The organism is Microbacterium sp. T32 (genome assembly GCF_001619615.1).
In the GTDB taxonomy this organism is placed as follows: Bacteria; Actinomycetota; Actinomycetes; order Actinomycetales; family Microbacteriaceae; genus Microbacterium.
On the sequence record NZ_LQQP01000012.1, the window covers coordinates 428523 to 451722 of the forward strand.

Here is a 23200-nt window from a genome sequence, read left to right on the forward strand (position 1 = left end):
CCACGTCTTGCAGGACGCAGGCGGCGAAAGGAATCTCCGGTGTCACGCGTACTCGCGGCCCCAGCTCACCGCACCCTCCGACGGGTGCCCATCTCACGTGCTCAACGTGCCGCTCACGCACGCACCGATCGGCGCCTGGATGAGTACCTGGCCATGGTGCGTGCACTGTCCACTATCAAAGACGCCGTAACTATACGCACGGGACCTACTGATTCGCGCCGACACGCACTAACCCAGGCTCAGCAGCTCTACTCCCTCCGCCGCTCTATCAAGCGATGCGGCCAAGCCGGGCACAAGTGCGGCGGGGCGCTCTGCGCCCGATGCTCAGGCGCCCGATCCGGCCGATTCCGCCGCGAGCTGTACGCCGCTGTAAAGCACCAGCCCGGCACACTGGTCTCGTGGACCGCCACGGTCGCCACAACGCCCTCAGCGGGCGTACGGCAGCAGTGGGCCGACCTCCTCGCTGTCATCCAAGCCACGACCCGCGGCGGCTGGCTCGCCCGCCAGGGCATCATCGGCACTGCGCGGGCCGTGGAGGTAGCTCGCAGCGCCGACGGCTGGCACGTGCACGCCCATCACTTGGCCGTTTTTAGAAACGTGCTGAGCGCCGAAAATTTCGACACGTTCGCGCTAACCCTCCGATCCCGCTACCTCGCAGAGGCTGACCGATTGGGCATCCCTGCCAGCTCATATGGCCAGGACATCGCCCGTACGCGCTCCGCGCACGCATGGACTCACTACCTCGACAAGGGCGGCATTCACCCCGACGGCAATGACACCGCCTCTCAGCTCTGGACGGCGGTGCTGGCCGGGGACGCTGACGCGCTCCACCTCGCCCACGAGCTGGAGGCGGGCGCTTACCGCCGACGTATGTGGACGACGACGGGCGTGTGCCGTCCGGTGCCAGACTTCGACGCGCTCGTCGCAGCCGGGGCGCTCGATTGACCGACGTCGCAACGCTTTGGCTGTCCGTGCCGACATCATGGGTATGGGCATTCGACAGCCACTCTCCGAGCACACCGCGTATGGCAAGAGTTGCACTGTGTGCGCCCACGCCGAGCTGGGCGAGATCGACCACGCTCTGGTAGCGAGCGCATCCGTATCGCAGCTATCGCAGCAATTCGGCGTTTCTCGCGATGCGCTGTATCGGCATCTGAAGTGGCACTTGCGCCCAACCGTGCAACGGGCCGTCGTCACCGTGCCCGACGCGCGACCCCTCGCCCTGGTGGAGCGCCTGGCCGACATCGCGAACGATGCCCGAGCCGCCCGACGCAACGCGTACGCGTCCGGTAACGCCGGGCTGGGCGCGCGGCTGGGAGACGCCGAGACGCGGGCGCTGGATAGCCTCGCCGACCGTTTCAGGATCGACCACGGTTCTGTCGCCGCTGACCGTGCCCGAGAGGCACAGGTGGCTCGTGCCGTCGATCGCGCACTGAAGCACTCTCCAGAGCTGGCCGCGCTCGTCGCCAATGAGCTGGAAGCAGAGGGACTGCACGATCTGGCGGCCAATCTTCGCCCCGAGATCCCGGAAACGAAAGAGGTACACGCATGAGCGACACCACGACCGAGACGACCGGCCAGCGCCGACTCCGCCAGGCACGCGAGGCACTCGCCGCACAGCGGGCCAAGCAGGCTGGGGCGCCCTCGAACGCAGAGGAGGACGCCCCGCGGGTGCTCGTACCCGGCGAGACCTTCCACGCACTCGCCGACGGCCTCACGATCGGCCGTAGCTCCGAGCCGTGGTCGACTCTGCCCGCAATCATTACCCGGCGCGGCGAGACGTACACCGCCGATGAGCAGATGATTGCGGCCGCTGTGAACCGCCGCGGTGAACCGGGCTGGACAGCGACTGTCCACGATGAGGCGGCGCAGCTCCGGCGCTGGGGACGCGTGTACCTTGCCCCAGGCCCCGCGCCTGAGGGCATGGAGGCTTGGACGCCGGGCAGCCCCGAGTGGTCAATCGCGCGTGAGCGTGCACGCGCGGACGCCCATGCTCAGCCGACCGCCGACGAGCGGGCAGCGGCGCTCGCTGAGGTTCAGCGTCGCTTCGGTGACGCGCCTGTGACGTCCGTGACGCTGAACGCCGCGCCAAATCCGAGCATCCAGGCCGCCGCAGAGCAGGCCGACCGGCTCGCCGCCCGCGCTGGGGGTCGATGATGCCCGCGGCGATCGGGAACGCGAACCCGTCGGTGCACCACGCCGTGCGGGAGCTGACGGTGGGCTATCTCCGTGCGGAGGGTTTCGACGTGAGTGCCAAGCGCCACCATGCCCGGCTCAGCGACGCCCTCGCGGACGACATGCTCGCGCCCGACGTTGAGGGGATCCCCGGTGTGCACCTGGCCGTGACGAGCCGCCTGCGCCACCGCCTCAGCGGCGATCTGGACGCCGCGCGCCGAGCCGCCGACATCAACGGCACATCCGTCGCGGCGGTGCTCCAGTGGAGGGCAGAGCGCCCGATCGCCGATGCCTACGTGCTCGTGTCCCTCGCCGACTTCGCCCGACTCGTTCGCGCCACCCCGCCGCCCTAACGCGATGACTTCCCGCGCTGCTACTCGGCCCGCGCTGGACGCTCGTGCGGGGGTCTGGTCGCCCACGGGACCGCACGGGCACCCCTCTCCCGGGTCACTCGTGAAGGGCACTTCACGCACCGGCCCGGGAGAGGACCCCTAACCCTCCAGCCGGTCACGCTTCCGTCGCGGGTCACGTGACCGGCTGGAGCCAGAACCCCCGGCCCTCGCACAAGCACAGATCCGGACAAAGATCAGACCGCCGCGAGGGCCGGGGCACCCGACGATGAGACAGGACACCCAATATGGCCAGCCGCAGCGCAAGCAAGATCGGCCCACACCGGACGAGCGGCGTGCAACCGCACAGCCCCGCCGCACTCCCAGGTCACCTGGTGAGTCTGGGTGGCACCGACGGGACGGCTTACCGGCCGCTCCAGCAGCAGCGCGCACTCGCCCGTCATCACGCCGAGCTGATCCCGCCCCGATTGACCGGCGATTCGGTCGTGCTCCGCCTTGGCGGGCGGCGCCACGGACTGCCCGCAGGCGTCGAGCTGGCGCCCGGTCCCGACGCCATCTACTGCTTCTATCGCGGCGCCATCTTTGTCTTCGTCGCTACCGCCCAGGGCATCCGTCAGCTCGACGTGGATCGCGAGCTGGCAGACCGCATCCGCCTCACTCACTTTCAGAAATAAGAGGACACCTCTATGCGCATCCCACTTCCCCGACAGCTCGATGCTCGCCAGCACGACGACGACACCCGCGGCCTCGCTCTCGTGGCACCCTCTGTCTCGGCGCCAGTCACCGATGATCGCGCAAGCGTGATCCACCTTGGGGACCAAGAACACCGCGTGCCCGCGGGCTGGGACATCGCCGAAGGGCGACACGGCGATTTCTCCCTCGCGTTCCTCCGCAAAGGGTCGAACGTGCGTGTGCTCGTGGGCACACCCAACCAGGGCGTGCGCGAGATCGTCGGGTACTCGCGCCCGGTCCGCGATGCCATCCTCGATTCGCGATTCGCCGCGCCAGACGTCCCGAGCGAGTGAGCACAGAACCCGGCCCGTCGGCCATGAGAGCCGCCGACGAATGGTCAACGCTCCAGAATGCGCTCAGTGCGGCCTCTCCCGCGTGCGCCGGTGACGATCGATTCATCCGAGACGGCACGGCGCGCGCAGAGGCTTTCAAGCTTGCACCGCTCTGCCGATCCTGCCCCGTGTTGGCCGAGTGCGCGGCGTATGCGGGCAAGGTGGGGCCATACCGGCTCGCAGGCTTCTGGGCGGGCCGATGGCGCGGCGCCGCCCACCCTGACGACGAGCCGCAGGAGCCTCCCCAGCGATCAGCCGCCCTCACTGCCGCGCAGGTCGCGCATATCGCGCAGCTCCGCTCAGATGGGCTGAGCCTTGCGGCCATCGCCGGGCAGTTGGGCATCAGCCAGACGACCGTCGCCCGCCGACTCCGACAGCTCGCCCACACCGCAACCGTTGCGCGTCCGTAAACGATGGTTTGAGGACGGCAAGTATCGACGCCTCGACTGTGAGCAGCTTCGCTCTGTGTCGCGGTTTTCGCTGCGTTCCGTGTCGGGTTAGGTGGTGCCGATGACGAGGGTGCTGCGGGCGGCTTCGACGACGTCGTTGGTGATGACGTCGAGCTCGTTGATCTTCAGGACACGTTGAATCTGTGGGAGGAGCCGTGCGGCGCAGCTCGATCGTCCCGGCGACCTGATCGCGAGCGTTGAGCATCACCCAGTGAGCGGGTGACGTCTCGCGGGCGAGGAGCTGGGGATGCCGGCGGGGACCGTCGTCACGCATTGCGCCAGTATCGAATATGTGTTCGATTGTCGCAAAGTTTGTCGGTGGAGAGCAGTATTTCGGGAGGCAGTATTCGCACCACGGCTTGGTGGGCTCCATGTTGACCAGGTGATGATCGTGTCCGCCGGTTACGCCTGCTCGGGCAATGCTCGGATCGCCCGTTCGATCTGGGACGTGGTTGGTGCCCCAGCGAACCCGTTCTCCGTTGTGTAGACGCGGCACGCAAGTGCCTGTACAGGAGATGTCGGGAATAGGTCGACGCCGTCGGCCAGGAGCGTGGGCGATCCTCCGAACCCGAGGCTTGCCGCTTCGGCCTCGGTGTGGATCGTCACCAGCTCGACGGCGACGCCCCCGAGCCCGAGAGCGTCGAGCGCCGCGCGTGCGTTGGCTTCGGCGATGTCCGTGTTGGGGCAGTCGACGATGTGCAGCAATTCCACTTTCACGAGGCGCTTTCCGTTCTCTCGCTGTTGGTCATCGTGCGAGCGTTCGGCAGGAGGAGGTTCAGGCAGACGAGTCCGACCCCAATCACGACGAAGACGTCGGCGACGTTCCCGACGAAGAGGTCGCCGTAGGCGAGGAAGTCGGTGACGTGGCCGCGGCCGAACGCGGGCGGGTTCATGATTCGGTCGATGAGGTTGCCGACCGCGCCGCCGAGGACCAGCCCCAGCGCGAGGCCCCAGCGGGCACCGCGCAGCCGAATGGCGAAGATGACCACCGCGGCGGAGGCGAGTACGCCGATGAGGGTGATGATCCAGGTGGCCCCGGAGCCGAGCGAGAACGCGGCTCCGGGGTTGTAGACCAGGGACAGGCCGAACAGGTCCCCGACCAGCGGGATCCGTTCCCCCGGGGCCAGCTGTGCCACGGCGAGGGCCTTCGAGGCCTGGTCGAGCACCACAGCGAGCACGGCCACGACCAAGGTGAAGCCAAGGGCTCTCCTCGCCTGCGGCCGTGGGCCCGTACGGTCTTCGCCGACTGTCGCGGCGACGTCCTGCACGGTCACGCGATGGTCTTCCGGGTCCGGGCGGCGCGCAGACCGTTGAGGATCACGACGACCTCGGCGATCTCGTGCACGAGCACCACGGCTGCGAGGCCGAGGACGCCGAAGAGGGCGAGCGGGAGCAGGGCGGTGATGATCAGCAGCGACAGGATGATGTTCTGGTTGATGATGTGCCGTCCGCGGCGGGCGTGATCGAACGCGCGCGGCAGCAGCCGCAGGTCGTGGCCGGTGAACGCGACGTCTGCGGACTCGATCGCGGCATCCGAGCCGGTCGCGCCCATCGCGATGCCAATGTCGGCCGCGGCAAGGGCGGGGGCGTCGTTGATACCGTCGCCGATCATCGCAACCGAGCCGTTCTTCTTACCGAGTTCGGCGATCGCAGTGGCCTTGTCCTCAGGGCGCAGCTCGGCGCGAACGTCCTCGATCCCGGCCTGCGCGGCCAGGGCGCGGGCGGTGCGAGCGTTGTCGCCGGTGAGCATGGTCACCCCGATGCCCTGCGCGGCGAGGGTGCGGACGACCTCGGGGACCTCCGGGCGCAGCTCGTCGCGGACGCCGATCGCGGCGACCGGGACGCCGTCGCGGTGCACGATGACGACGGTCATGCCCTGCTCCTCCAGGCCCGCGACCTGGTCGCCGAGCGTCCCGGCGTCCAGCCAGCGGGGGCTGCCGACCGTGATCCGCGCGCCGTCGAGCTTGCCTTCGATGCCGTGCCCGGCCTGCTCGGTCACGCCCTCGGCCGCAGGGGCATCGGGAGCTGCGGCGGTGATCGCGGCGGCGAGGGGGTGGGTGCTGTGCTGCTCCAACGATGCGGCCCAGGCCAGCGCCTGCGCCTCGGTCACGCCGTCGGCGGTGAGCACCGCGGTGACGGCGGGCTCGTTGCGGGTGAGCGTGCCGGTCTTATCGACGGCGACGTGACGGATCACGCCGAACCGCTCGAACACGGCACCGGACTTGATGATCACGCCGAACTTGCTCGCCGACCCGATGGCGGCGACCACGGTCAGCGGGACGGAGATCGCCAGCGCGCACGGCGACGCCGCCACGAGCACGACGAGAGCGCGGGTGATCCACAGCTCCGGGTCGCCGAACAGCGAGCCGATCACGGCGACCAGGACGGCGAGGACCAGCACACCGGGCACCAGGGGCCGGGCGATGCGGTCAGCGAGGCGGGCGCGGTCGCCCTTCTCCGCCTGGGCCTGCTCCACGAGCTCGACGATCGTGGTCAGCGAGTTGTCGGTGCCCGCCGCGGTCGTCTCGACCTCCAACGCACCCGCCGTGTTGATCGCGCCAGCAGAGACCGCGTCGCCGGGCTCGACCTCGACCGGGATCGACTCCCCCGTGATCGCGGAGGTGTCCAGGCTGGAGCGTCCCGTGCGGACGATCCCGTCGGTCGCGATCCGCTCGCCCGGCCGCACCAGCATCAACTGACCGACAGTCAGGTCCTTCGCGGCGACCTCGACCGATGCGCCGTCGTAGCGGATGGTCGCGGTCTCCGGGACGAGCTTGAGCAGCGCCCGGAGCCCGCCGCGGGCCCGGTCCATGGCCTTGTCCTCCAGTGCCTCGGCGATCGAGTACAGGAACGCCAGCGCCGCGGCTTCCTCGACGTAGCCGAGGATCACCGCACCGATCGCGCTGATGGTCATCAGGAGGCTGATGCTCAGCTTGCCCTTGAACAGCTTCCGGATCGCGCCCGGGGTGAACGTCGACGCGCCCAGCAGCAGACCGATCCAGAACGCCACCAGTGCCGGGATCTCCAGCCCGGACCACTCCAGGACGAGACCGGTCAGGAAAGCGACGCCGGAGAAGACCGGGACCATTATCCCGCGATCGGTCCACCAGGGGCCGTCGTGGTCGTCATCGTCATCGTCCAGCTCGACGCCTTCCACCTGAGACTTCGTCACATCACTCATGCGCCGGCTCCGACTCCGCAGCAGCCCGGCACAGAGCAGTCGGCGTCGACGCACGGGGCGTTCTCGTCCACAGCGAGCGTCACGTCCACCAGCGCGGTCAGCGCCGCAGCGAGGTGCGGGTCGGCGATCTCGTAACGCGTCTGCCGCCCCTCCGGCTCGGCGACCACGATGCCGCAGTCGCGCAGGCAGGTCAGATGGTTCGAGACGTTCGAGCGGGTAAGTTCCAGCTCGCGCGAGAGCACAGCCGGGTAGCTCGGCCCGTCGAGCAGCGTCATCAGGATCCGGGAGCGCGTCGGGTCGGCCATGGCCCGGCCGAGCCTGTTCATGACGTCGAGGCGTGAAGCAATGGTCAGCATGCACTGATCATACAGTGTTGACTGAACTAATCCCACGACGAATAGTGCACCCTGCGACATTCGGCCCTACCAGTAGAGCTGCTGGGCCGGTACTCCGCGTGGCAGGAGGTCTACTCGATCGATGAGAGCTTCGTCGGCGTCGACGGCGACGCGACGGAGCGCGAGAAGATCGGCCGCGCAATGCGCGCGGCCGTCGCGAAGAACGTCGGCTTGCCGGTGTGCGTGGGCTTCGGGCCGAGCAAGACCCTCGCGAAGTTCGTCAACAAGGGCGGCGCGAAGAAGCCCCCGAGCCTCGGGGGAGTGTGCGATGTCGACTGGTACACGCCCGAGCAGATGGACAGCCTCATGGCCTCGCAGCACGTCACCGAGCTGTGGGGCGTCGCCGGCCGCACCGCGAAACGCCTCGCGGAGCTGAACATCTACACGATCCGGGACCTCCGCGACGCCGATCCGATCCTCATTCGCAAGAAGTTCTCTGTCGTCCTGCAACGATCCGTCTACGAGCTGCGCGGCATCGACTGCATCCCGCTCGAGGCCGCTCGCACGGTCCGTGACCAGCTGATCTTCTCGCGCTCGTTCTCCGCGCCCGTGACGACGATCGCGGACATGGAACAGGTGCTCTCCGTCTACGCGCAGCGCGCCGCGCACCGCCTCCGAGCGCAGGGATCAGTCACCAAGACGATGAGCGTGTTCGCGTCGACGTCGCCCTACGCCGACGCGCCCTACGAGTCCGCCGGCGGCATGGCCGGCTTCCCCGTCCCCACCGACGACCCGGTGACCATCGTCAAGGCCGCCACCGGCACCCTCGTGCCCAGGCTGCGCGAGGGCGCCCGCTACGTCCGCGCCGGCGTCATCCTCACCAACCTCTCCGCCAAGGGCTCCCACGCCCTGCTGGACGTGTTCGACAACGACTTCGACACCAAGGGCATCGGCGCCACCATCGACGCCGCGACGAAGCGTCACGGCCGCTCCGCGGTCGGCCTCGGCCTCGCCGGCATCCGCAAAGGACCGGTGTGGACGATGAAACGCGATGCGCTGTCGCTACGCGCCACAACGCACTGGGGCGAGCTGGCGACAGCCCACGCTCGCTGACCCTGGCAGCCGCCGACCCGCTCTTATAGACTGGTCTATAGGAGGTAGTTGTCATGTCGATCACTGAAACGCCTACGGGCGACACCGTGCGCCGTCTGCGCAGCCGCGAGTTGGTGACGCATGTGTCCTACCTCCGTGCGCTGCGCACCGCGGCGCAGGACACTACCCAGACGCAGCTCGCGAGTCGGATCGGCATTTCGCAGCCCTCCGTCAACAGCGCCTTGAAGTCCGCGGCCGCCGTACTAGACGTGCGCCCCGGATTCTCGGGCGCGACCCCCTACGAGATTGCGCAGCGCTTCGATGCCGGCGAGCTGACGCGCGAGCAGGTCGTTGATGAGCTGGGCCGCTGGGACTACCGTCCCGGCTCTCCCAGCGACGGCTACGACTGGTCGACGTTCGATGCGGGAGAGTTCGCGGAGGTCGCGCGCGCCCACACCGAGCACCTGATTGATGACGCGACATATGACGAGATCCTTATTCGCTACAGCGAGCAAGGGCGGTGACGGGGGAGCACTCGGCAGCGATCGCGGCGCACCGTGAAACGGTGCGCGAGTGGGCGAGGGCCGGAGGCCCACTGAGCCCGGCGAGCAAGAGTGCGACGGTCAACAACTCCGACTGGTTCGTCCGAACCCCTGACGGCGTGCATCGCCCGCTCGCGCAGCGGAAGCAGCTGCACGACCGCCTGGTCACCGTGTACCGCAACTTGTTCCCCGACGTCCGCTCGGAGAAGAAGGCGATCATCCTCGCCGGCCCACCGGGCGCGGGGAAGTCGACCGTCCTCGCGGAAGTGCTCGGCGCGAACCGCAGCGCGTGGCTCACCGTCGACGCCGACGAGTTCAAGCGTGCCCTGCTCATCACCGCGATCAAGGACGGCAGCTACGAACGAACGATCCTGCCGCCCGAAGTCCGCGCCGCCGAGACGGCGGGGGAGAGGTTCTACCCGCTCGAGCTGGCCTCCCTCGTGCACGAGGAGTCGTCCCTGCTCGCCACGCGCCTGCGCGACGAGGCGATCCGCGACGGCCTGAACGTCGTCGTTGACACCGTTCTCTCCTCGCCCGAGAAAGCAGTCGCACTCGGTCAGCAGTTCGCTGACGCCGGCTACACCGTCGAGGTGATCGACGTCGAGGTCCCGTTCGAGCTCTCCGAAGCGCGGATCGCCGGCCGCTGGCAGCAGTCCTACGAGCGCGCCCTCGCCGGCGCCGACGAGCTCGGCGGCCGATGGGTACCCAGCGAGTATGCGCGCAGCGTCTACGCCGGCCCCGCGGGACGATCCCTGCCCGAGCTGGCCGCCGAGCAGCTGGCGGACACCAGCCCGAGCGTCGTGCGATTCCGTCGATACAACACCCCTGCAGAAGGGCAGCCGCGCGCCGTCGACGTCGACAAGTCGCGGGCCGCGGTCGGCGGCCCCTTAATCGACACCGCCCACGCACAGGCGCGCGCGAGTGTCGCTCAGAGCTTCCCGACCCGCGCAGCCACCCGCGGCCCGGGGCGCGAAGGCACCAGCCGCTAACGAGGGCGAGCCACCCACCGCCTGGTATCCCTCAGCCGGGCCGTCTGCCATGCCCTGTACCCCGCTCAGCGCGTCGTAAACACCCGTTCCGGGGGCGCGAGGGTCCTCGCGCAGCGGCGCTGCGCGCCGCCGTGGGGAGGCCGCACAGCGGCCCATCCTTCGGGTTTTTTTTCACCTCTCCGCGGTCTCAACCTATTTCGCTCCATCGGCTGCGTGCCACCGATCCCGGACGCGCCCTGCGGGCTTATTTCGCCCGTGATCGGCGTCACTCCGCCGCCTCCACTCAAACGGTCATTCCCGCCGGAGAGGCAAAGAAAAACGATCAGCCAGAGGGAGAGACACCATGAGTCAGCAGCGCGGCACCCGTACCGAGGTCATCAAGAGCGAGCACCACGGACCCGGGGCGGAGGGCATCAGTCGCACCGCGCGTCAGGTGGTCATCGTCGGCGCCGGTGGCAACGATCCGGTGACGGAGCAGACCCCCGCCGTGCGCCTGGTCACCCGCGAGGCCGTGCGGGGCTTCCCGGGGTGACGTTGCAGCACTTCGAGCCCGTGGAGGCCGTGCCCGCGGATCGCGTCGGCTACATGGCTTCCGGTGCCTACGTCGTCGTGCCGGTCGCGGTCGCGCGAGCGCTCGACCTGTTCCCGGCGGCCTACGCGCTGCACGACCGCAGCGAGACGCCCGCCGACTACCTCGACAACGACTGATCACCGACCCGAGAAGGAGAACCGACATGCTCACCATCACCCACACCCCCGAGGCCGGAACGATCATCGAGGGCACCAGCCTCGGCGACGGCACCGCCGAGATCCTCAAGGCGAACGGCTGGCACCACCCCGCGTCCACCACGACGCCTCTCCCGGCAACGCAGCAATGAACGCCACCACCACCGCCACGGATCATGCAGGATGCACCGGCTGTGGCGACGATCATGCGATGGCCTGGATGGCCTGCGTTCTGGCGCTGCTTGTCGGCGTGATCTTGTTCGTGCGCCTGCGCATCGGCCGGCGGATCGCGCTGCGAGACAACGTGCTAGCCGCGACCCAACCCCGATCACCAGCGTCGGCCCACCCGGGTTCGCCGCCCTCACTTACCGTTCTCTGCATCATTCGCACCTGATGACGCGTCCGCCCGCCTCCACTCGGGCAACGCAATTCCCGCTCGACAGCCGTCGGGCCTCATCACTGACTAATGGAGAACACCACCATGAACATCCGTGCTGCGGCGACCGCCGCGCTCACCCTCACCAGCCTTCTCGTCCTCGCCGGATGCCCCGGCGCAACCACCTCCGGCAGCAGCATGCCCGGAATGGACCATGGGAGCAGCAGCGCTACCCCCGCACAATCTGCCGACGCCAACGAAGCTGACGTCATATTCGCCACCATGATGATCGAGCACCACACTCAGGCGATCGAGATGTCCGACATCCTTCTGGCCAAAATCGGCATCGACGAGCGCGTGACCGTGCTAGTGGAGCAAATCAAGGCCGCCCATCAACCCGAAATCGCGCAGATGAAAGGCTGGTTGGAGGACTGGGGCGCCAGCACCCCCGACACCGGCAGCATGGAGCACGGCGGCGGCATGATGAGCGAAGGAGATATGCAGTCGCTCAAGCAGGCCACCGGCACCGACGCCGCTCGCCTGTTCCTCCAGCAGACGATCCAGCACCACCGCGGTGCGATCGAGATGGCGCAGGAAGAGACCGGCAGCGGCAAAAACAGTGACGCCGTCGCCCTGGCCAACCAGATCGTCGAATCGCAAACGTCCGAGACAGCCGCCATGGAGGAGCTTCTGGCCGCTCTCTGACCACCGGCGGTGGGGCACGTAAAGCCACCGCGCCCCACCGCCTGATCAGACGAACGCCCCACACACCAACCTCACCGCGCAGGGCTCCGCGCCCGAGCTTTGTCCCTCACCACCGTCGTCCCAATCGTGGTGCTCGCTCTGCGGACGAGCATTCGTGCGGCCCGCGCACCCCGGAGAGAATGAGCATGGTTCCCAATTGGGTTCATAATCAAAAGCGACGGCATTCGGCGATATCATCGCTTTGTGACGATGAAAAAAGAGAGTGGTCCGCTCAACTCTGACGCAACCGCTGTGTACGCGCACCTATTCGACGCGCTTGGGGACCCCACGCGATTGGCAGTTCTTCAGCATCTGGCTTCCGGTGAGCATCGCGTCAGGGACCTCGTTCAGCACCTCGGATTGGCGCAATCAACCGTGAGCAAGCACCTCAGCTTCCTGCGGGACTGCCGACTAGTCACTGTTCGCTCGGAGGGACGCGCTTCCTGGTTCGATCTCGCGCAACCGGTCGCGACTGCGACCCTCATCAACGCCGCCGAACTCCTGTTGAGAGACACGGGCGCGCGCGCCACGTTATGCGCCCACCTCCACGAGCCTGGTGAAGACTTCGCCCTCGGAACGGACGCGGCCTGATGGGCGCCGGTCACACGCACGCACCGGCTACCGGCGCAGCCGGGCAACCGACCGACCACCGCGCGCGTCTTTGGATTGCCTTCGGAATCACCGCGGCAATTGCCGTAACGCAAGCGGCTGGATCCTTCTTCACGGGCAGTCTTGCCCTTCTCACGGATACAGCCCATGCGCTCACTGACGCATCCGGACTTCTTGTTGCGCTCATCGCCGCGACGCTGATGCGGCGCCCCGCTAGTGCGCAACGCACCTGGGGGTTCCGTCGTATCGAGGTCATCGCCGCCTTTGGCCAAGCGGCTCTATTGATGGCGGTCGGGGGCTACGCCGCCATCGAGGGGGTACGCAGGCTCTTCGAGCCCCCTGAGGTGCCAGCTACCGAACTGCTGGTTTTCGGAGTCGTTGGGCTAGTCGCGAACATCATCGCCATCTTCGTGCTCGCCTCCAGTCGTGGATCAAACTTCAACATGCGGGCGGCGTTTCTGGAAGTGATGAACGATGCGCTGGGATCGCTCGGGGTCATTGTTGCGGCCGTTCTCATCTGGACCACGGGTTTCCTTCAAGCTGACGCCATCGCCGGACTTTTCATCGCCGCACTCATCGTTCCGCGTGCGTTCAAGCTGCTGCGCGAAACGTCGCGGGTGTTGATGGAGTTCACCCCCGACGGTTTGGATTTGGACGATGTGCGATCACACATCCTCGAACTTGACCACGTCGTAGACGTCCATGATCTACACGCCTCGACGGTCGCTACCGGCCTACCGACGATCAGCGCGCATGTCGTCGTCGAAGACGAATGTTTCACGGATGGACACGCGGCTGCAGTCCTCAAGGACGTCAGAGCCTGTGTGGCCCAGCACTTCAAAGTGTCCGTGTTGCATTCCACCTTCCAGGTTGAGACAGCCGACCTGCAAAATTCGGAACCCGGGGATGTCCGCCACGCTTGATCGCGAACGGCGTCGAACCGCTCGAACGGGCGTGGCGACGTCCCGATCGCATCCCAGCGTCATCGCCAGTCGTTCTCAGCGATTCGCCCAGAACCGCTACGTACACTGGCTACCAATGTCTAATGACGCTCGCTCACCGCGCTCCGCGCGAGAGAACGAGCACGGGACGATAACGCGATTCATTACCATCATCGCCCTCGGGGCGCTCATGCTGCTCGGATTCGTGGCGCTCAGCCACGGCGACAACGGCCCGGCGAGCGGTGCGGTCGCGACCGCATCTGACGCTGCGTCGCAAGAACCAGCCGCACCCGTCATCACGTCTGTTGTCCAGGCGAGCGCGTACGACGCGTCACCCGAAATGGCGGTGTGCGTTCTAGGTGTCGTCTGCGGATTTGTGCTGTACCTCGTCGTTCATCTCCTGGTACGCCGCGGACGGGCCGGGCTCATACTCTGGCGTGCCCTCCCGCCGTCTCTCATCCACGCGGTGGTCATCAGACCTGGAGGTCACGCCCTCGCAATCACGCAACTGGGTATTTCCAGAACCTGACATCGGCACGTCGCCCCCGCGGCGACACTCATCCGGGTGAACCCGGGTTTTTCTCGTGCCATCAAGTGCTGGAGTACTCATGAAGATCAACTGGAAGGCGACGGTCATTACCGGCGCCGCCGCTGTCGCCGTCGTCGCCGGGGCTGTTATCTATGCCCTAGTCGACCAAAACAACACCCGCGTCGCCGCCGAGGAAAGGGGAGGCGGTTCGATAGCGGTCGTTCGAGAAGACTCTCACCTTCTCGACGACGCCGGCGACGACGCCATCACCATCGTGGAGTTCCTCGATTTCGAGTGCGAAGCCTGCGGCGCCTACTACCCTGTCGTGGAAGAGCTGCGAGTGAAGTACGAGGGACAGATCAACTACGTCGTCCGTTATTTCCCTCTTCCCGGCCACATTAACTCCGAAAACTCAGCGGTCGCTGCGGAAGCCGCGGCACGCCAGGGACGCTTCGAGGAGATGTACAAACGCCTCTTCGAGACGCAGGCCCAATGGGGTGAGTCTCAACAAAGCCAAGCGGAACTGTTCCGCTCGTACGCGACCGAGCTGGGCTTGGACATGGCGGCCTACGACGAAGCGGTCGCCGACCCCACCACTCTCGAGCGTGTCCGATCGGACCTCGACGACGGACGCGCACTCGGCGTGGACCGCACTCCCACATTCTTCGTCGACGGCGAACCCCTCGTCATCGAACGATGGAACGACCTCGAAGAAGCCATCACCACCCGCTTGGATAACACCCCCTAATGGCGGGCCTGTCACACCGACGAGTCATCATCGTGGGCGCAGGGCAGGCTGGACTGGCAACCGCAGCAGCACTGATCGCTCGCGGCATGGAGCCGCAACGCGACTTCGTCGTCATCGATCGCTCCCCGCGGGCTCGACGCGCGTGGAGCGCGCGTCGGCCTTCTATGCGGTTGCTCAGCAACGCCGAGCACTCTGGCTTCCCGCGCAGACCACTAGAAGGTGATCCTTACCGACACCCCACACCGAGAGACATCGAGAGCTACCTCCACAAATTCGAAGCAGAGCTTGGCCTAAAACCCGTCTGGGGAGTCCGTGCCCTCGCCGTGACCCCCCATAACAACGGCCCAACGCTGCGATTGAGCACCACCGTCGGGGAGGTGCAGACCCGCAACATCGTGTGCGCCACCGGTGCCGCAGCGCGTCCCCGATTCCCGGAATGGGCCGCTGATGCCGAGGTGGAAGGGGTTTGGATGCACACCAGCGCCTACCGAACGCCCGAGCAGATCCCGCCGGGTCGGGTACTTATCGTCGGCGGGGGCAATGCCGGGGTGGAAGTTGCCTCAGATCTCGCGAACTCGCACGACGTCACCTTGGCGGTTCGCACCCGGCGCACCGAAGTACACGCACGGCAGTACCCCAGCCACCCACATGTCTGCCCGTGGCGACGCGCGAAAACCGCTCAGGAACCCCTCTACGGACATTCCTACGACGCCCTCCGAGACAAGGGGGTCCACATGCAGACCGAGACAACAGGGGTTCGCGGAGACGAGTTCACCTTCTCAGACGGGTCCAGGCAGACGTACCAGTCAGTAATCTTCGCCACCGGGTACAAAGCGGGCGACGAGTGGCTGCCCACTTTCCCGCAGCCTCAGCGCCGCAGCCGCACCTCGACGGCGCTTCCTGGTCTATTCGTCGCCGGGATTCCCTCCCACAGCCACGCCAAAGCCAACACCCTCCCCGGTGCGTGGGCGGACGCGACTCGTATAGCCCGTTTCATCCACGCCCGACCCTGAAAGTTCAATGAAACTCTTCCTCGCATCCACATTTCGCCATCAGGTATCGCAAGTCCTGCTGGTGCTGTGCACCACCGTCGCTCTTAACGCCGCCTTCATCGTTGCAGGACCCGCCACACCAACCGCTGCCGTCGTTGCGCCCGCGCTGAGCTCGGCCACCTCAGAGGCCAGCGTCGTGAGCTCCGAGACTCCATCGCCCGCCCACCAGACCCACCCTCACTTCACAGCGACCCCCCGCGCGGTCGGTCGCGGAGTGCCCACCGGCGGCGGCGAGGCCGCCCCCCTGATGGGAGTCTTCGCAGTGGCGCTCATTCTCGGTAGCGCGTTCGTCATGCTCATCATCACGGCGCGGCGAACCCGCCACCTCCGGAGGAGCCAAGAAAGTGGCCGCTGAAAAGACGCGACCGTTCGCCATCGCCTGCATAGTGGCAGCGGCCGCGGTGTTGATAGACCAACTCAGCAAGGCCATTGCCCTGACCGCGCTTGCAGACGGGCGGCGGGTGTCTGTTATCGGGGACGCATTCGGTCTGCAACTCGCTTTCAACCCCGGCGCGGTGCTGGGGGCAGGTTCGGGAATGACCTGGATTCTCACCGTCATAGGCGTGGCAGCCGTCGCCGGGCTTTTCGTTATGGCGGCCCGCGCGCGAACGGCGGGCTGGGCGGCTGGTGTGGGACTAATCCTCGGCGGAGCTGTGGGCAACCTCATCGACCGATTCATGTCGCCACCCGGTTTTGCTGTCGGCCACGTCACCGACTTCCTCGCCTACGGGAGTCTGTTCGTCGGCAACCTGGCAGACATCTTCCTTGCCGCTGGAGCGATAGCAGTCGCCGTGCTGCTCATGCTTCGCCAACGCACGAATAGCGGCGCTCAGGGCGAGCCCGCCGGGCCACCCCCGTTCGATGTTTCCCCGGAGGACAAGCAGTGAAGAAAACGAAGACGCCATCTCGGTACCAAAGAAACGCCCTCGCCCCCGGTCTGATCGCCGCAGCCGCTCTGTTCGTGGCGCCGGCTCTACTGGACAGTAGTTGGTTCACGGTCGTGCGCTTCATCGTGGCGATTTTGGCGCTCATCGTCGCCTCGTTCGCCTACCAAGAGCGGCAGCTGTGGTGGGTGCCGGTATTCGCGGTAATCGCAGTGGCGTGGAACCCAGTGCTTCCCATTCCCGCTGAAGGTGTCCTGTGGACCGCCGCACAACCCGCAGCCGCAATCATCTTCCTTGTCGCAGGAGCCACCATCAAAAGGGAGCGGGCATGAACCGCAAACTCATCGCCCTCAGCGCGGCGCTCATCATCATGGGCATGGTGACCGGTTGCGCAGCCACGGCCCAATTATCCGACGCCGGCGCGGGCGCTTCGTTCTCTGATGGAGATTTCCAGGTAGCCGAGATCGCCGCGTCGGACAGAGGCAAACCCGTTCAGTTCGAAGGCATCACCGAAACCGGTGAAACCGTGACCAGCGATGACTACCTAGGTGAGGTGCTCGTTGTGAACTTCTGGTACGCCGCCTGCGGACCGTGCATCGTCGAGGCTCCCATGCTTGAAGAAGTCTTCCAACGCTTCCAGGACACGGGAGTCGACTTCCTCGGGGTGAACACCTACGACCAGGCTGAGACGGCATTATCTTTCGCTCGCGAGAATAAGGTCACCTACCCCAGCATCATCGACGTCAATGACGGCCAGGTGAAACTCGCCTTCGCGCAACTCACCCCGATTCAAGCCACACCCACAACGCTCGTGATAGACCGCCAGGGTCGTCTCGCCGCCCGCATTATCGGCCAGCTCCCCAGCGCATCAATTCTGTCCACCATCGTCGCCGACACGTTGGCGGAGGCGCCATGAGCGCCGGGACGCTGGTCGTCGACGGCGCGCTCTGGGTTGCCATCCCCCTCGCCCTGTTGGCTGGTCTCATCTCCTTCCTCTCACCCTGTGTCCTCCCACTGGTCCCCGGCTACCTCGGATACCTCGGCAGTGTCACCGCCCTTCCCCCCGCACCCGGCAAAGACGGTATGACAGCGGTCGCCACACGCCCACGGCTCGTGGCAGGCGTCCTCCTCTTCATCGCCGGATTTACCGTGGTCTTCGTCACCGTGACCGTCCTAGGAGGACTATTCGGGGTCGCGCTTCTGCGCTACGCCGATCTCCTCACCCGCGTGTTTGGCGTCGTGAACATCGTCCTGGGGCTGACTTTTATGGGCGCAATCCGGCTCGGGCAGAGCAGCATCCGCCCTGCCCTCCGTGAGCGAGCAGGGCTCGTCGGCGCCCCTCTTCTTGGACTCTCACTCGGTGTCGGCTGGACGCCCTGCATCGGCCCCACACTCGCAGCAATCCTGTCCCTGTCATGGAACCTCGGTGACCCCGCACGAGCCGGGCTCCTCGGTCTGTCCTACTCCCTCGGCCTCGGAGTGCCCTTCCTCGCACTGGCACTCGGATGGGGGTGGGCCGCGCGATCCGTCACAGTCCTCCGCACCCGCATTCGCGCACTCAACCTCATCGGAGGTGCCGTGCTCATCCTCCTCGGGCTGCTCATGGTGACGGGCGTGTGGACCTCACTCATGTCACTTCTGCAACAGGTGGTAGTCAATGTCCCCCTCCCGCTCTGACACCCGCCACGCTGACTCAGACCCGCGGCGGCCAGCGGACCACTCTGACGGGGCTCCGGACGATCAGGACAGCCCCCAGTTGAGGCTCGATGGTAAAGGGTGGCTGCGCTGGACATGGCGCCAGCTCACCAGCATGCGCACCGCGCTCATCCTCCTGCTGTCCCTCGCCCTGGCCGCAGTGCCAGGTTCACTGTTTCCACAACGAGGCGCCGACCCGAACGGCGTCATCCAATGGGAGCGCAGCAACCCCGAGTGGTTTCCATTCCTCGACGCAGTCGGACTCTTCGACGTCTACTACTCACCCTGGTTCTCGTCCATCTACCTGCTGCTGTTCGTATCCCTCATTGGATGCGTCATCCCGAGAGCGAAACACCACTACCGCGCTCTCAAAGGCCACCCCCCGCGCACACCCATCCGGTTCGCCCGACTCCCCGAACACCTCGAGCGTGCCATCCCCGGCGAGCACGTCACCCCCGCCGCAGCGCTGGATCTTGCCGAAACAGAACTCACCCGGCGTCGCTACCGCGTCCGCCGCTACGACGGGAAAGGGTGGACCTCCGTTTCGGCCGAACGCGGGTACCTCCGTGAGACCGGCAACCTGCTCTTCCACATCGCCCTGGTCGGCGTGCTCGTCTCCGTCGTCGTCGGCAAAGCGTTCGCCTACACCGGCCAACGTGTCGTAGTGGAGGGGACAACCTTCGTCAACACTCTCAGCGACTTCTCCTCCTTTGACCCCGGCCGTTTCGCGGACGGATCCAACCTGACGCCGTACTCCCTCACGCTGGACCGTTTCGACGTCACCTACCAGCCAGCCGGCTCACCTGGCGGCGGACAAGCGGGCGACTTCGCCGCCAACGTCACCATCAGATCTCCCGGAGCGGATGACCAGACCGAGCGGGTAGTCGTCAACTATCCGATCACCGTGGGGGGTGACCGCATCCATCTCCTCGGGAACGGCTACGCGCCTACCCTCACCATCCGTGACGCGGAAGGTCAGATCGTGTACAGCGACTCACTACCCTTCCTTCCGCAGGATTCCAACATGACCTCACTGGGTGTAGTCAAAGTCCCGGATGGCTTGCCGCAGCAACTCGGGCTGATCGGTTTTTTTTACCCCACGCAGGACACCTTGCCCTCAGGTGCCGCCACCTCGATCTACCCCGACGTCATCAACCCCGTCATAACCCTCAACGCCTTCGCAGGCGACCTCGGTATCGATGATGGAACCCCCCGTTCCGTCTATGCCCTGGCAGTTGACGAACTCACGCAACTCACCGGCGGCGACACCGGACAGGACTCCATCGAACTCAGGCCCGGCAGTACCAGTGCGCTGCCTAATGGGTGGGGCACCATCACATGGGAGGAAGCAGACGGCGCTCCGGTAAAACGGTTCGCGTCTTTGCAGATTCAACGCGACCCCAGCAGCGGCTGGGTCTTGGCATTTTCTGTGTTGGCTTGCGTCGGGTTGTTCACCGGACTCCTCATACCTCGCCGCCGCATTTGGGTGAAAGTCCATTCGTCGACCCCAACCAACTCGACGATCCCCGTCGAGTACGCCGGTCTCGCTCGAGGAGAAGACCCCGGGCTTGCCCGTGCCGTCGAGCAGTTAGCGGATGCCCACGCACAAGCATGCGAGCGGGCGAGTGTGGCCGCGCAGTCACGGTAGGTCTACAGCTATGAACACTTCCCCTGAGTTCGGTGACTACCTGCTGCTCGCAGCGAACCCGTTGACCCTTTTACCGGTCGCCGCGACGATGATGGCCGCCATCTACCTCCTTGGGGCGTCACGTCTGTGGCGGCAGCGTCGTCGGTGGTCGGTGTTGCGCACCGTGAGTTTCATCTCAGGCTGCACAGTCCTCGCTGCCGTCACCGGCCTCGCGGTAGAGGACTACGGCGAAGCTCTACTTTCGGTGTTCATGTTCCAGCAACTGACATTGATGATGGCTATCCCACCGTTGCTCGTGCTCGGTTCCCCAGGAACCCTTCTGCTGCGCGCAACTCCACATCGCGGCGTCGGTAAGAGCATCCTCAGATTGGCGCACGGCGCGTTGCGATGGAAAGGGTCAAGATGGGCTCTCAGCCCCTGGGTTGCATTACCTGCCTACCTCGCGGCCTTCTACGGCCTGTATATTGCCGATCTGCTCGATCCCGTCCTAGCCCTACCCGGTGGCCACACCGCCTTGGAGGCGGCGTTCTTGGTCAGCGGAATTCTGTTCACCATCCCTGTGCTCTCTACAGATCCGCTGCCGGTCCGCATGAGCCACGGCGGTCGGGCGCTCGACCTTTTTGCCGAGGCAGCGTTGCACGCCTTTTTTGGGGTGTTCCTCATGATGGCGACCAGTCTGGTGGTGGGAACATTCGCTGAATCGACCATTGCTTTGGGCATTGACCCGATCGAGGACCAACGCATAGCCGGCGGTCTCGCATGGTCCTATGGCGAGGCGCCCACACTCATCATGATCCTGATCGTGATGCACCGGTGGTTCCGGCACGATTCCGTTCGTGACGCCGCCGCAAGCAGGTGGGCGGATGCCCACGGGGACCCGGAGCTCGACGAGTACAACGAGTACCTGCGCCGGCTCGAACAACGTGGGTCCGCATGACAGCACTTCGAGGGCCAACCGGCGCCCTACGCAAACCCTCTATGTGGACCGACGGCGTGGGTACCTTGCCCGTGACGGCGGCGTTGCCCTTGGCGGCAGCATCGGGGTTGCTAATGGATGCGGCCACACCGGACCTCGGATGGTGGCCGCTTGCTTTCGTGAGCGTGACGATCCTGCTCGCAGCTCTCCTCGGAAGAAGCACGCTCGCTTCTTTCCTCGTGGGGTGCGTCTTCGGGGCCGTGTTCAACCTTGCCCACCTCATATGGGTGGCCCAGTTTCTCGGACCCGTGCCCTGGTTGGCCCTCAGCGCGCTGCAAACGGTACTCATCGGTGTCGGCAGCGTAACCATCACCCTCGCTTACCGTTGGGTCAAAGTACGCAGGCTCGGCGGAGTGTTGGACCTGCTGGGTATCCCTGCTCTGGTCGCGGCCTTGTGGGCCGCGCGGGAAGTGCTTGTCGGAATGTGGCCGTATTCGGGGTTCCCCTGGGTACGGGTAGGAATGACGCAAGTGTCGGGACCTTTTCCCGAGGTGGCGTCCTGGGTGGGAACGACGGGTGTGACTTTCCTCGTAGTGGGTGTGTGCGCCGCGAGCATGCAGGCCCTCCGGCCGGGGCGTCGCACCCTGCGCGCAGGCCTACCAGCGCTCGTCGGTGTCCTACTCATGGCGGTCACACCCCAGTACGCCACCCAGACCGTCGGAACGTTTACTGTCGGGTGGGTCCAAGGCAACGGGCCGGCAGGCTACTTTGACGACCGCGACAAAGGCGACATGCTCCGAGCCCAAGCATCAGCATCGAAAGCGATTCTGGGCCAGCGGATGGACCTACTCGCCTGGCCGGAAGGCTCCGTAGACATCGACCCGGCGTCCTCAGAACCCACGCGTCGACTGCTGGGTGAAATATCCGCCGCATACGGTGCCCCTCTCCTGATCAACGCGGCAACCACAAGAGGCGAGCAGACCTTTAACTCGACCATGCTGTGGGAAACGGACGGTAGCGAGCAGACCTACGACAAGATCAACCCCGTCCCGTTCGGTGAATACGTGCCCGACCGGTGGCTGTTCGAACGTCTCGCGCCTGACCTTGTCGGCCTGATCCAGCGGGAGTACAGCCCAGGCAGATCGGCGCCAGTGATGGATGTGGGAGACACCCGCATCGGGTTGGCGATCTGTTTCGACGTCATTTATGACGACGTGATCTTTGATGCGGCACAGCGAGGCGCGCAGGTCTACATCTTCCAGACAAACAACGCCGACTTCCGCGGAACAGACGAGAACGTGCAGCAGCTGGCCATCGCGCGGATGCGAGCCATCGAAACGGGGCGCGCGGTGGTCAATGTCTCCACTGTAGGAACGAGCCAAGTGATCAATCCCGATGGTTCCATCGTGGAGACCATCGGGGTAGACACGGCCGCTGGGCGAGTGAGCGAGGTGCCGCTACGGGCAGGAATCACGCCGGCAAGTTGGCTCAGCCCCATCGTCGAGACTGCAATGGTCGTCGCGTCGGCCGTTGTGCTGTTGTGGGTCCGTCTGCACATCCACGTTGGTGCGCGGAAACGGTCGTGAGCTGGACGGACAGCAGACCTTGTCGCACACCCCGCACGGGGAGCGCACACTCCGCCTCCGATGCCAAGCTGCCCCGGCCCGGCTGCGATGTGCAGCCCGGGTTGATACCATCGCTGCGATGCCGGTGACCGCGGGAAGCGCCCCACTCGCGGGCAGTACCGCCTCCGTCGTGAGAATGAGGATCATAGCCAGCCTCCTCTTGCTCTTGATGTGTCTTATCGCTGTGTGGTCAAGCAGCCACTCGGATGCTTCCGCGAGGTCTGATGCCACCTCCCCAGCCCTTACGTTGGAGAGCGGTCACAGTGGTCAGGCAGTTTTAGATGAGCCCACCGGCGACGTTGTCGTCAGCCTGGCGCAGGCTCTCCCGGCGGCGGCTGTGGCGCTATGCCTGGTAGGTGTGTGCGTTGCGGGAATGGTACTGGAGCGTCGCTTCCGTCTCATGAGGGTGCAGCTCAGTGCCATCCGCTTACCTCGACGCGCACGGCCTCAAATTGTGTGTACTGCCCGCCCACGCTCTCAGACGCGAAGTCTGATCGAGCTGTCTCTTTCACGGACCTGATCCGTGCCGG

At 66.0% G+C, this 23200-nt stretch carries 30 protein-coding genes and 1 pseudogene; 26 read left to right on the top strand and 5 right to left on the bottom strand.

What is annotated here, in order from left to right; genetic code table 11:
* Positions 1-597: 597 nt before the first annotated feature.
* The 7 genes from AVW09_RS17660 (at position 598) to AVW09_RS18465 (ending at position 3999) form a co-directional block, all read left to right on the top strand.
* Positions 598-945 carry a hypothetical protein gene (locus AVW09_RS17660; protein WP_156496021.1) on the top strand — a complete coding sequence of 116 codons (348 nt, stop codon included), beginning with the start codon at positions 598-600 and terminating at the stop codon, positions 943-945.
* 97 nt (positions 946-1042) lie between these two features.
* The gene (locus tag AVW09_RS17665; RefSeq protein ID WP_156496022.1) at positions 1043-1552 is read left to right on the top strand and encodes a hypothetical protein; all 510 of its coding nucleotides are present in this window, start codon (positions 1043-1045) and stop codon (positions 1550-1552) included.
* The gene (locus AVW09_RS08350) at positions 1549-2157 is read left to right on the top strand and encodes a hypothetical protein (RefSeq protein ID WP_063257616.1); all 609 of its coding nucleotides are present in this window, start codon (positions 1549-1551) and stop codon (positions 2155-2157) included. The genes AVW09_RS17665 and AVW09_RS08350 overlap by 4 nt, the downstream gene beginning before the upstream one ends.
* Positions 2157-2528 (top strand): hypothetical protein, encoded by a 372-nt coding sequence (locus tag AVW09_RS08355; RefSeq protein ID WP_063257617.1) that lies wholly within the window; start codon positions 2157-2159, stop codon positions 2526-2528. Before AVW09_RS08350 ends, AVW09_RS08355 begins: the two co-directional genes overlap by 1 nt.
* A gap of 284 nt (positions 2529-2812) precedes the next feature.
* Complete coding sequence (locus AVW09_RS17670) at positions 2813-3199, top strand: hypothetical protein (protein WP_156496023.1); 387 nt, start codon at positions 2813-2815, stop codon at positions 3197-3199.
* A 156-nt stretch (positions 3200-3355) separates the two neighbouring features.
* On the top strand, positions 3356-3550 hold the full coding sequence (locus AVW09_RS08365; protein ID WP_063257619.1) for a hypothetical protein: 195 nt from the start codon (positions 3356-3358) through the stop codon (positions 3548-3550).
* A gap of 23 nt (positions 3551-3573) precedes the next feature.
* Positions 3574-3999 (top strand): helix-turn-helix domain-containing protein, encoded by a 426-nt coding sequence (locus tag AVW09_RS18465; RefSeq protein ID WP_082822870.1) that lies wholly within the window; start codon positions 3574-3576, stop codon positions 3997-3999.
* 87 nt (positions 4000-4086) lie between these two features.
* Here AVW09_RS18465 and AVW09_RS18215 read toward each other — a convergent pair.
* From AVW09_RS18215 to cmtR, 5 genes and pseudogenes are all read right to left on the bottom strand, one after another.
* Positions 4087-4194 (bottom strand): annotated as a pseudogene (locus AVW09_RS18215) (AAA family ATPase); the annotation flags it as partial.
* Positions 4195-4440: 246 nt separating this feature from the next.
* A complete protein-coding gene (locus tag AVW09_RS08375; protein WP_436970512.1) occupies positions 4441-4749 on the bottom strand; it encodes a hypothetical protein in 309 nt (102 codons plus the stop codon).
* Between the two features lie 2 nt (positions 4750-4751).
* Complete coding sequence (lspA, locus tag AVW09_RS08380) at positions 4752-5312, bottom strand: signal peptidase II (RefSeq protein ID WP_016465415.1); 561 nt, start codon at positions 5310-5312, stop codon at positions 4752-4754.
* Complete coding sequence (locus AVW09_RS08385; RefSeq protein ID WP_197462588.1) at positions 5309-7219, bottom strand: heavy metal translocating P-type ATPase; 1911 nt, start codon at positions 7217-7219, stop codon at positions 5309-5311. The genes lspA and AVW09_RS08385 overlap by 4 nt, the downstream gene beginning before the upstream one ends.
* Positions 7216-7575, bottom strand: a complete 360-nt coding sequence (gene cmtR / locus AVW09_RS08390) for a Cd(II)/Pb(II)-sensing metalloregulatory transcriptional regulator CmtR (RefSeq protein ID WP_063257621.1) — start codon at positions 7573-7575, stop codon at positions 7216-7218. Before cmtR ends, AVW09_RS08385 begins: the two co-directional genes overlap by 4 nt.
* Before the next feature lie 81 nt (positions 7576-7656).
* Here cmtR and AVW09_RS08395 point away from each other — a divergent pair, with 81 nt between their 5' ends.
* The 19 genes from AVW09_RS08395 to lnt all read left to right on the top strand — a co-directional run bounded on the left by AVW09_RS08395 (position 7657) and on the right by lnt (position 22631).
* Positions 7657-8667, top strand: a complete 1011-nt coding sequence (locus AVW09_RS08395; protein WP_063257622.1) for a DinB/UmuC family translesion DNA polymerase — start codon at positions 7657-7659, stop codon at positions 8665-8667.
* A gap of 53 nt (positions 8668-8720) precedes the next feature.
* Positions 8721-9170 (top strand): MarR family transcriptional regulator, encoded by a 450-nt coding sequence (locus tag AVW09_RS08400; RefSeq protein ID WP_063257623.1) that lies wholly within the window; start codon positions 8721-8723, stop codon positions 9168-9170.
* Between the two features lie 137 nt (positions 9171-9307).
* Positions 9308-10177 (top strand): zeta toxin family protein, encoded by an 870-nt coding sequence (locus AVW09_RS08405; RefSeq protein WP_197462589.1) that lies wholly within the window; start codon positions 9308-9310, stop codon positions 10175-10177.
* Positions 10178-10520: 343 nt separating this feature from the next.
* Positions 10521-10709: a hypothetical protein gene (locus AVW09_RS08410; RefSeq protein ID WP_063257625.1), complete on the top strand. Its 189-nt coding sequence runs from the start codon at positions 10521-10523 to the stop codon at positions 10707-10709.
* Positions 10706-10885, top strand: a complete 180-nt coding sequence (locus AVW09_RS08415; RefSeq protein ID WP_063257626.1) for a hypothetical protein — start codon at positions 10706-10708, stop codon at positions 10883-10885. The genes AVW09_RS08410 and AVW09_RS08415 overlap by 4 nt, the downstream gene beginning before the upstream one ends.
* A gap of 26 nt (positions 10886-10911) precedes the next feature.
* Complete coding sequence (locus AVW09_RS17675) at positions 10912-11055, top strand: hypothetical protein (protein ID WP_156496025.1); 144 nt, start codon at positions 10912-10914, stop codon at positions 11053-11055.
* Positions 11052-11297 (top strand): hypothetical protein, encoded by a 246-nt coding sequence (locus tag AVW09_RS17680; protein ID WP_156496026.1) that lies wholly within the window; start codon positions 11052-11054, stop codon positions 11295-11297. Before AVW09_RS17675 ends, AVW09_RS17680 begins: the two co-directional genes overlap by 4 nt.
* A gap of 72 nt (positions 11298-11369) precedes the next feature.
* Entirely contained in the window at positions 11370-11984 is a 615-nt protein-coding gene (locus AVW09_RS08420; protein WP_331709259.1) for a DUF305 domain-containing protein, read from the top strand.
* A 249-nt stretch (positions 11985-12233) separates the two neighbouring features.
* Positions 12234-12614, top strand: coding sequence for an ArsR/SmtB family transcription factor (locus AVW09_RS08425; protein ID WP_063257742.1), 381 nt, complete (start codon positions 12234-12236; stop codon positions 12612-12614).
* Positions 12614-13555, top strand: coding sequence for a cation diffusion facilitator family transporter (locus AVW09_RS08430; protein ID WP_063257627.1), 942 nt, complete (start codon positions 12614-12616; stop codon positions 13553-13555). Before AVW09_RS08425 ends, AVW09_RS08430 begins: the two co-directional genes overlap by 1 nt.
* A gap of 626 nt (positions 13556-14181) precedes the next feature.
* Positions 14182-14850 carry a DsbA family protein gene (locus tag AVW09_RS08435; RefSeq protein ID WP_063257628.1) on the top strand — a complete coding sequence of 223 codons (669 nt, stop codon included), beginning with the start codon at positions 14182-14184 and terminating at the stop codon, positions 14848-14850.
* A complete protein-coding gene (locus AVW09_RS17230) occupies positions 14850-15863 on the top strand; it encodes an NAD(P)-binding domain-containing protein (protein WP_082822871.1) in 1014 nt (337 codons plus the stop codon). Before AVW09_RS08435 ends, AVW09_RS17230 begins: the two co-directional genes overlap by 1 nt.
* Positions 15864-16246: 383 nt before the next feature.
* Entirely contained in the window at positions 16247-16789 is a 543-nt protein-coding gene (locus AVW09_RS08445; RefSeq protein ID WP_063257630.1) for a signal peptidase II, read from the top strand.
* On the top strand, positions 16786-17118 hold the full coding sequence (locus tag AVW09_RS08450) for a DUF6804 family protein (RefSeq protein ID WP_063257631.1): 333 nt from the start codon (positions 16786-16788) through the stop codon (positions 17116-17118). The genes AVW09_RS08445 and AVW09_RS08450 overlap by 4 nt, the downstream gene beginning before the upstream one ends.
* Positions 17115-17702: a TlpA family protein disulfide reductase gene (locus AVW09_RS08455; RefSeq protein WP_063257632.1), complete on the top strand. Its 588-nt coding sequence runs from the start codon at positions 17115-17117 to the stop codon at positions 17700-17702. Before AVW09_RS08450 ends, AVW09_RS08455 begins: the two co-directional genes overlap by 4 nt.
* Positions 17699-18463, top strand: a complete 765-nt coding sequence (locus AVW09_RS08460) for a cytochrome c biogenesis CcdA family protein (RefSeq protein WP_063257633.1) — start codon at positions 17699-17701, stop codon at positions 18461-18463. Before AVW09_RS08455 ends, AVW09_RS08460 begins: the two co-directional genes overlap by 4 nt.
* A 133-nt stretch (positions 18464-18596) precedes the next feature.
* The gene (gene resB, locus AVW09_RS08465) at positions 18597-20129 is read left to right on the top strand and encodes a cytochrome c biogenesis protein ResB (protein ID WP_331709260.1); all 1533 of its coding nucleotides are present in this window, start codon (positions 18597-18599) and stop codon (positions 20127-20129) included.
* 10 nt (positions 20130-20139) lie between these two features.
* Positions 20140-21066, top strand: a complete 927-nt coding sequence (locus AVW09_RS08470; RefSeq protein WP_063257635.1) for a cytochrome c oxidase assembly protein — start codon at positions 20140-20142, stop codon at positions 21064-21066.
* 41 nt (positions 21067-21107) lie between these two features.
* Complete coding sequence (lnt, locus tag AVW09_RS08475; protein WP_063257636.1) at positions 21108-22631, top strand: apolipoprotein N-acyltransferase; 1524 nt, start codon at positions 21108-21110, stop codon at positions 22629-22631.
* Positions 22632-23200: the final 569 nt, after the last annotated feature.

Bases quoted from the DNA above. Each gene is read 5' to 3' on its own strand.
- AVW09_RS08410 (WP_063257625.1), top strand. From the start codon at position 10,521: ATGAGTCAGCAGCGCGGCACCCGTACCGAGGTCATCAAGAGCGAGCAC.
- AVW09_RS08400 (WP_063257623.1), top strand. From the start codon at position 8,721: ATGTCGATCACTGAAACGCCTACGGGCGACACCGTGCGCCGTCTGCGC.
- AVW09_RS08385 (WP_197462588.1), bottom strand. From the start codon at position 7,219: ATGAGTGATGTGACGAAGTCTCAGGTGGAAGGCGTCGAGCTGGACGAT.
- AVW09_RS08350 (WP_063257616.1), top strand. From the start codon at position 1,549: ATGAGCGACACCACGACCGAGACGACCGGCCAGCGCCGACTCCGCCAG.
- resB (WP_331709260.1), top strand. From the start codon at position 18,597: ATGCGCACCGCGCTCATCCTCCTGCTGTCCCTCGCCCTGGCCGCAGTG.
- lnt (WP_063257636.1), top strand. From the start codon at position 21,108: ATGTGGACCGACGGCGTGGGTACCTTGCCCGTGACGGCGGCGTTGCCC.
- AVW09_RS08455 (WP_063257632.1), top strand. From the start codon at position 17,115: ATGAACCGCAAACTCATCGCCCTCAGCGCGGCGCTCATCATCATGGGC.
- AVW09_RS17230 (WP_082822871.1), top strand. From the start codon at position 14,850: ATGGCGGGCCTGTCACACCGACGAGTCATCATCGTGGGCGCAGGGCAG.
- AVW09_RS17675 (WP_156496025.1), top strand. From the start codon at position 10,912: ATGCTCACCATCACCCACACCCCCGAGGCCGGAACGATCATCGAGGGC.
- AVW09_RS08430 (WP_063257627.1), top strand. From the start codon at position 12,614: ATGGGCGCCGGTCACACGCACGCACCGGCTACCGGCGCAGCCGGGCAA.
- AVW09_RS17670 (WP_156496023.1), top strand. From the start codon at position 2,813: ATGGCCAGCCGCAGCGCAAGCAAGATCGGCCCACACCGGACGAGCGGC.
- AVW09_RS08435 (WP_063257628.1), top strand. From the start codon at position 14,182: ATGAAGATCAACTGGAAGGCGACGGTCATTACCGGCGCCGCCGCTGTC.
- AVW09_RS08420 (WP_331709259.1), top strand. From the start codon at position 11,370: ATGGAGAACACCACCATGAACATCCGTGCTGCGGCGACCGCCGCGCTC.
- AVW09_RS08425 (WP_063257742.1), top strand. From the start codon at position 12,234: ATGAAAAAAGAGAGTGGTCCGCTCAACTCTGACGCAACCGCTGTGTAC.
- AVW09_RS08470 (WP_063257635.1), top strand. From the start codon at position 20,140: ATGAACACTTCCCCTGAGTTCGGTGACTACCTGCTGCTCGCAGCGAAC.
- AVW09_RS08460 (WP_063257633.1), top strand. From the start codon at position 17,699: ATGAGCGCCGGGACGCTGGTCGTCGACGGCGCGCTCTGGGTTGCCATC.
- AVW09_RS18465 (WP_082822870.1), top strand. From the start codon at position 3,574: ATGAGAGCCGCCGACGAATGGTCAACGCTCCAGAATGCGCTCAGTGCG.
- AVW09_RS08355 (WP_063257617.1), top strand. From the start codon at position 2,157: ATGCCCGCGGCGATCGGGAACGCGAACCCGTCGGTGCACCACGCCGTG.
- AVW09_RS17680 (WP_156496026.1), top strand. From the start codon at position 11,052: ATGAACGCCACCACCACCGCCACGGATCATGCAGGATGCACCGGCTGT.
- cmtR (WP_063257621.1), bottom strand. From the start codon at position 7,575: ATGCTGACCATTGCTTCACGCCTCGACGTCATGAACAGGCTCGGCCGG.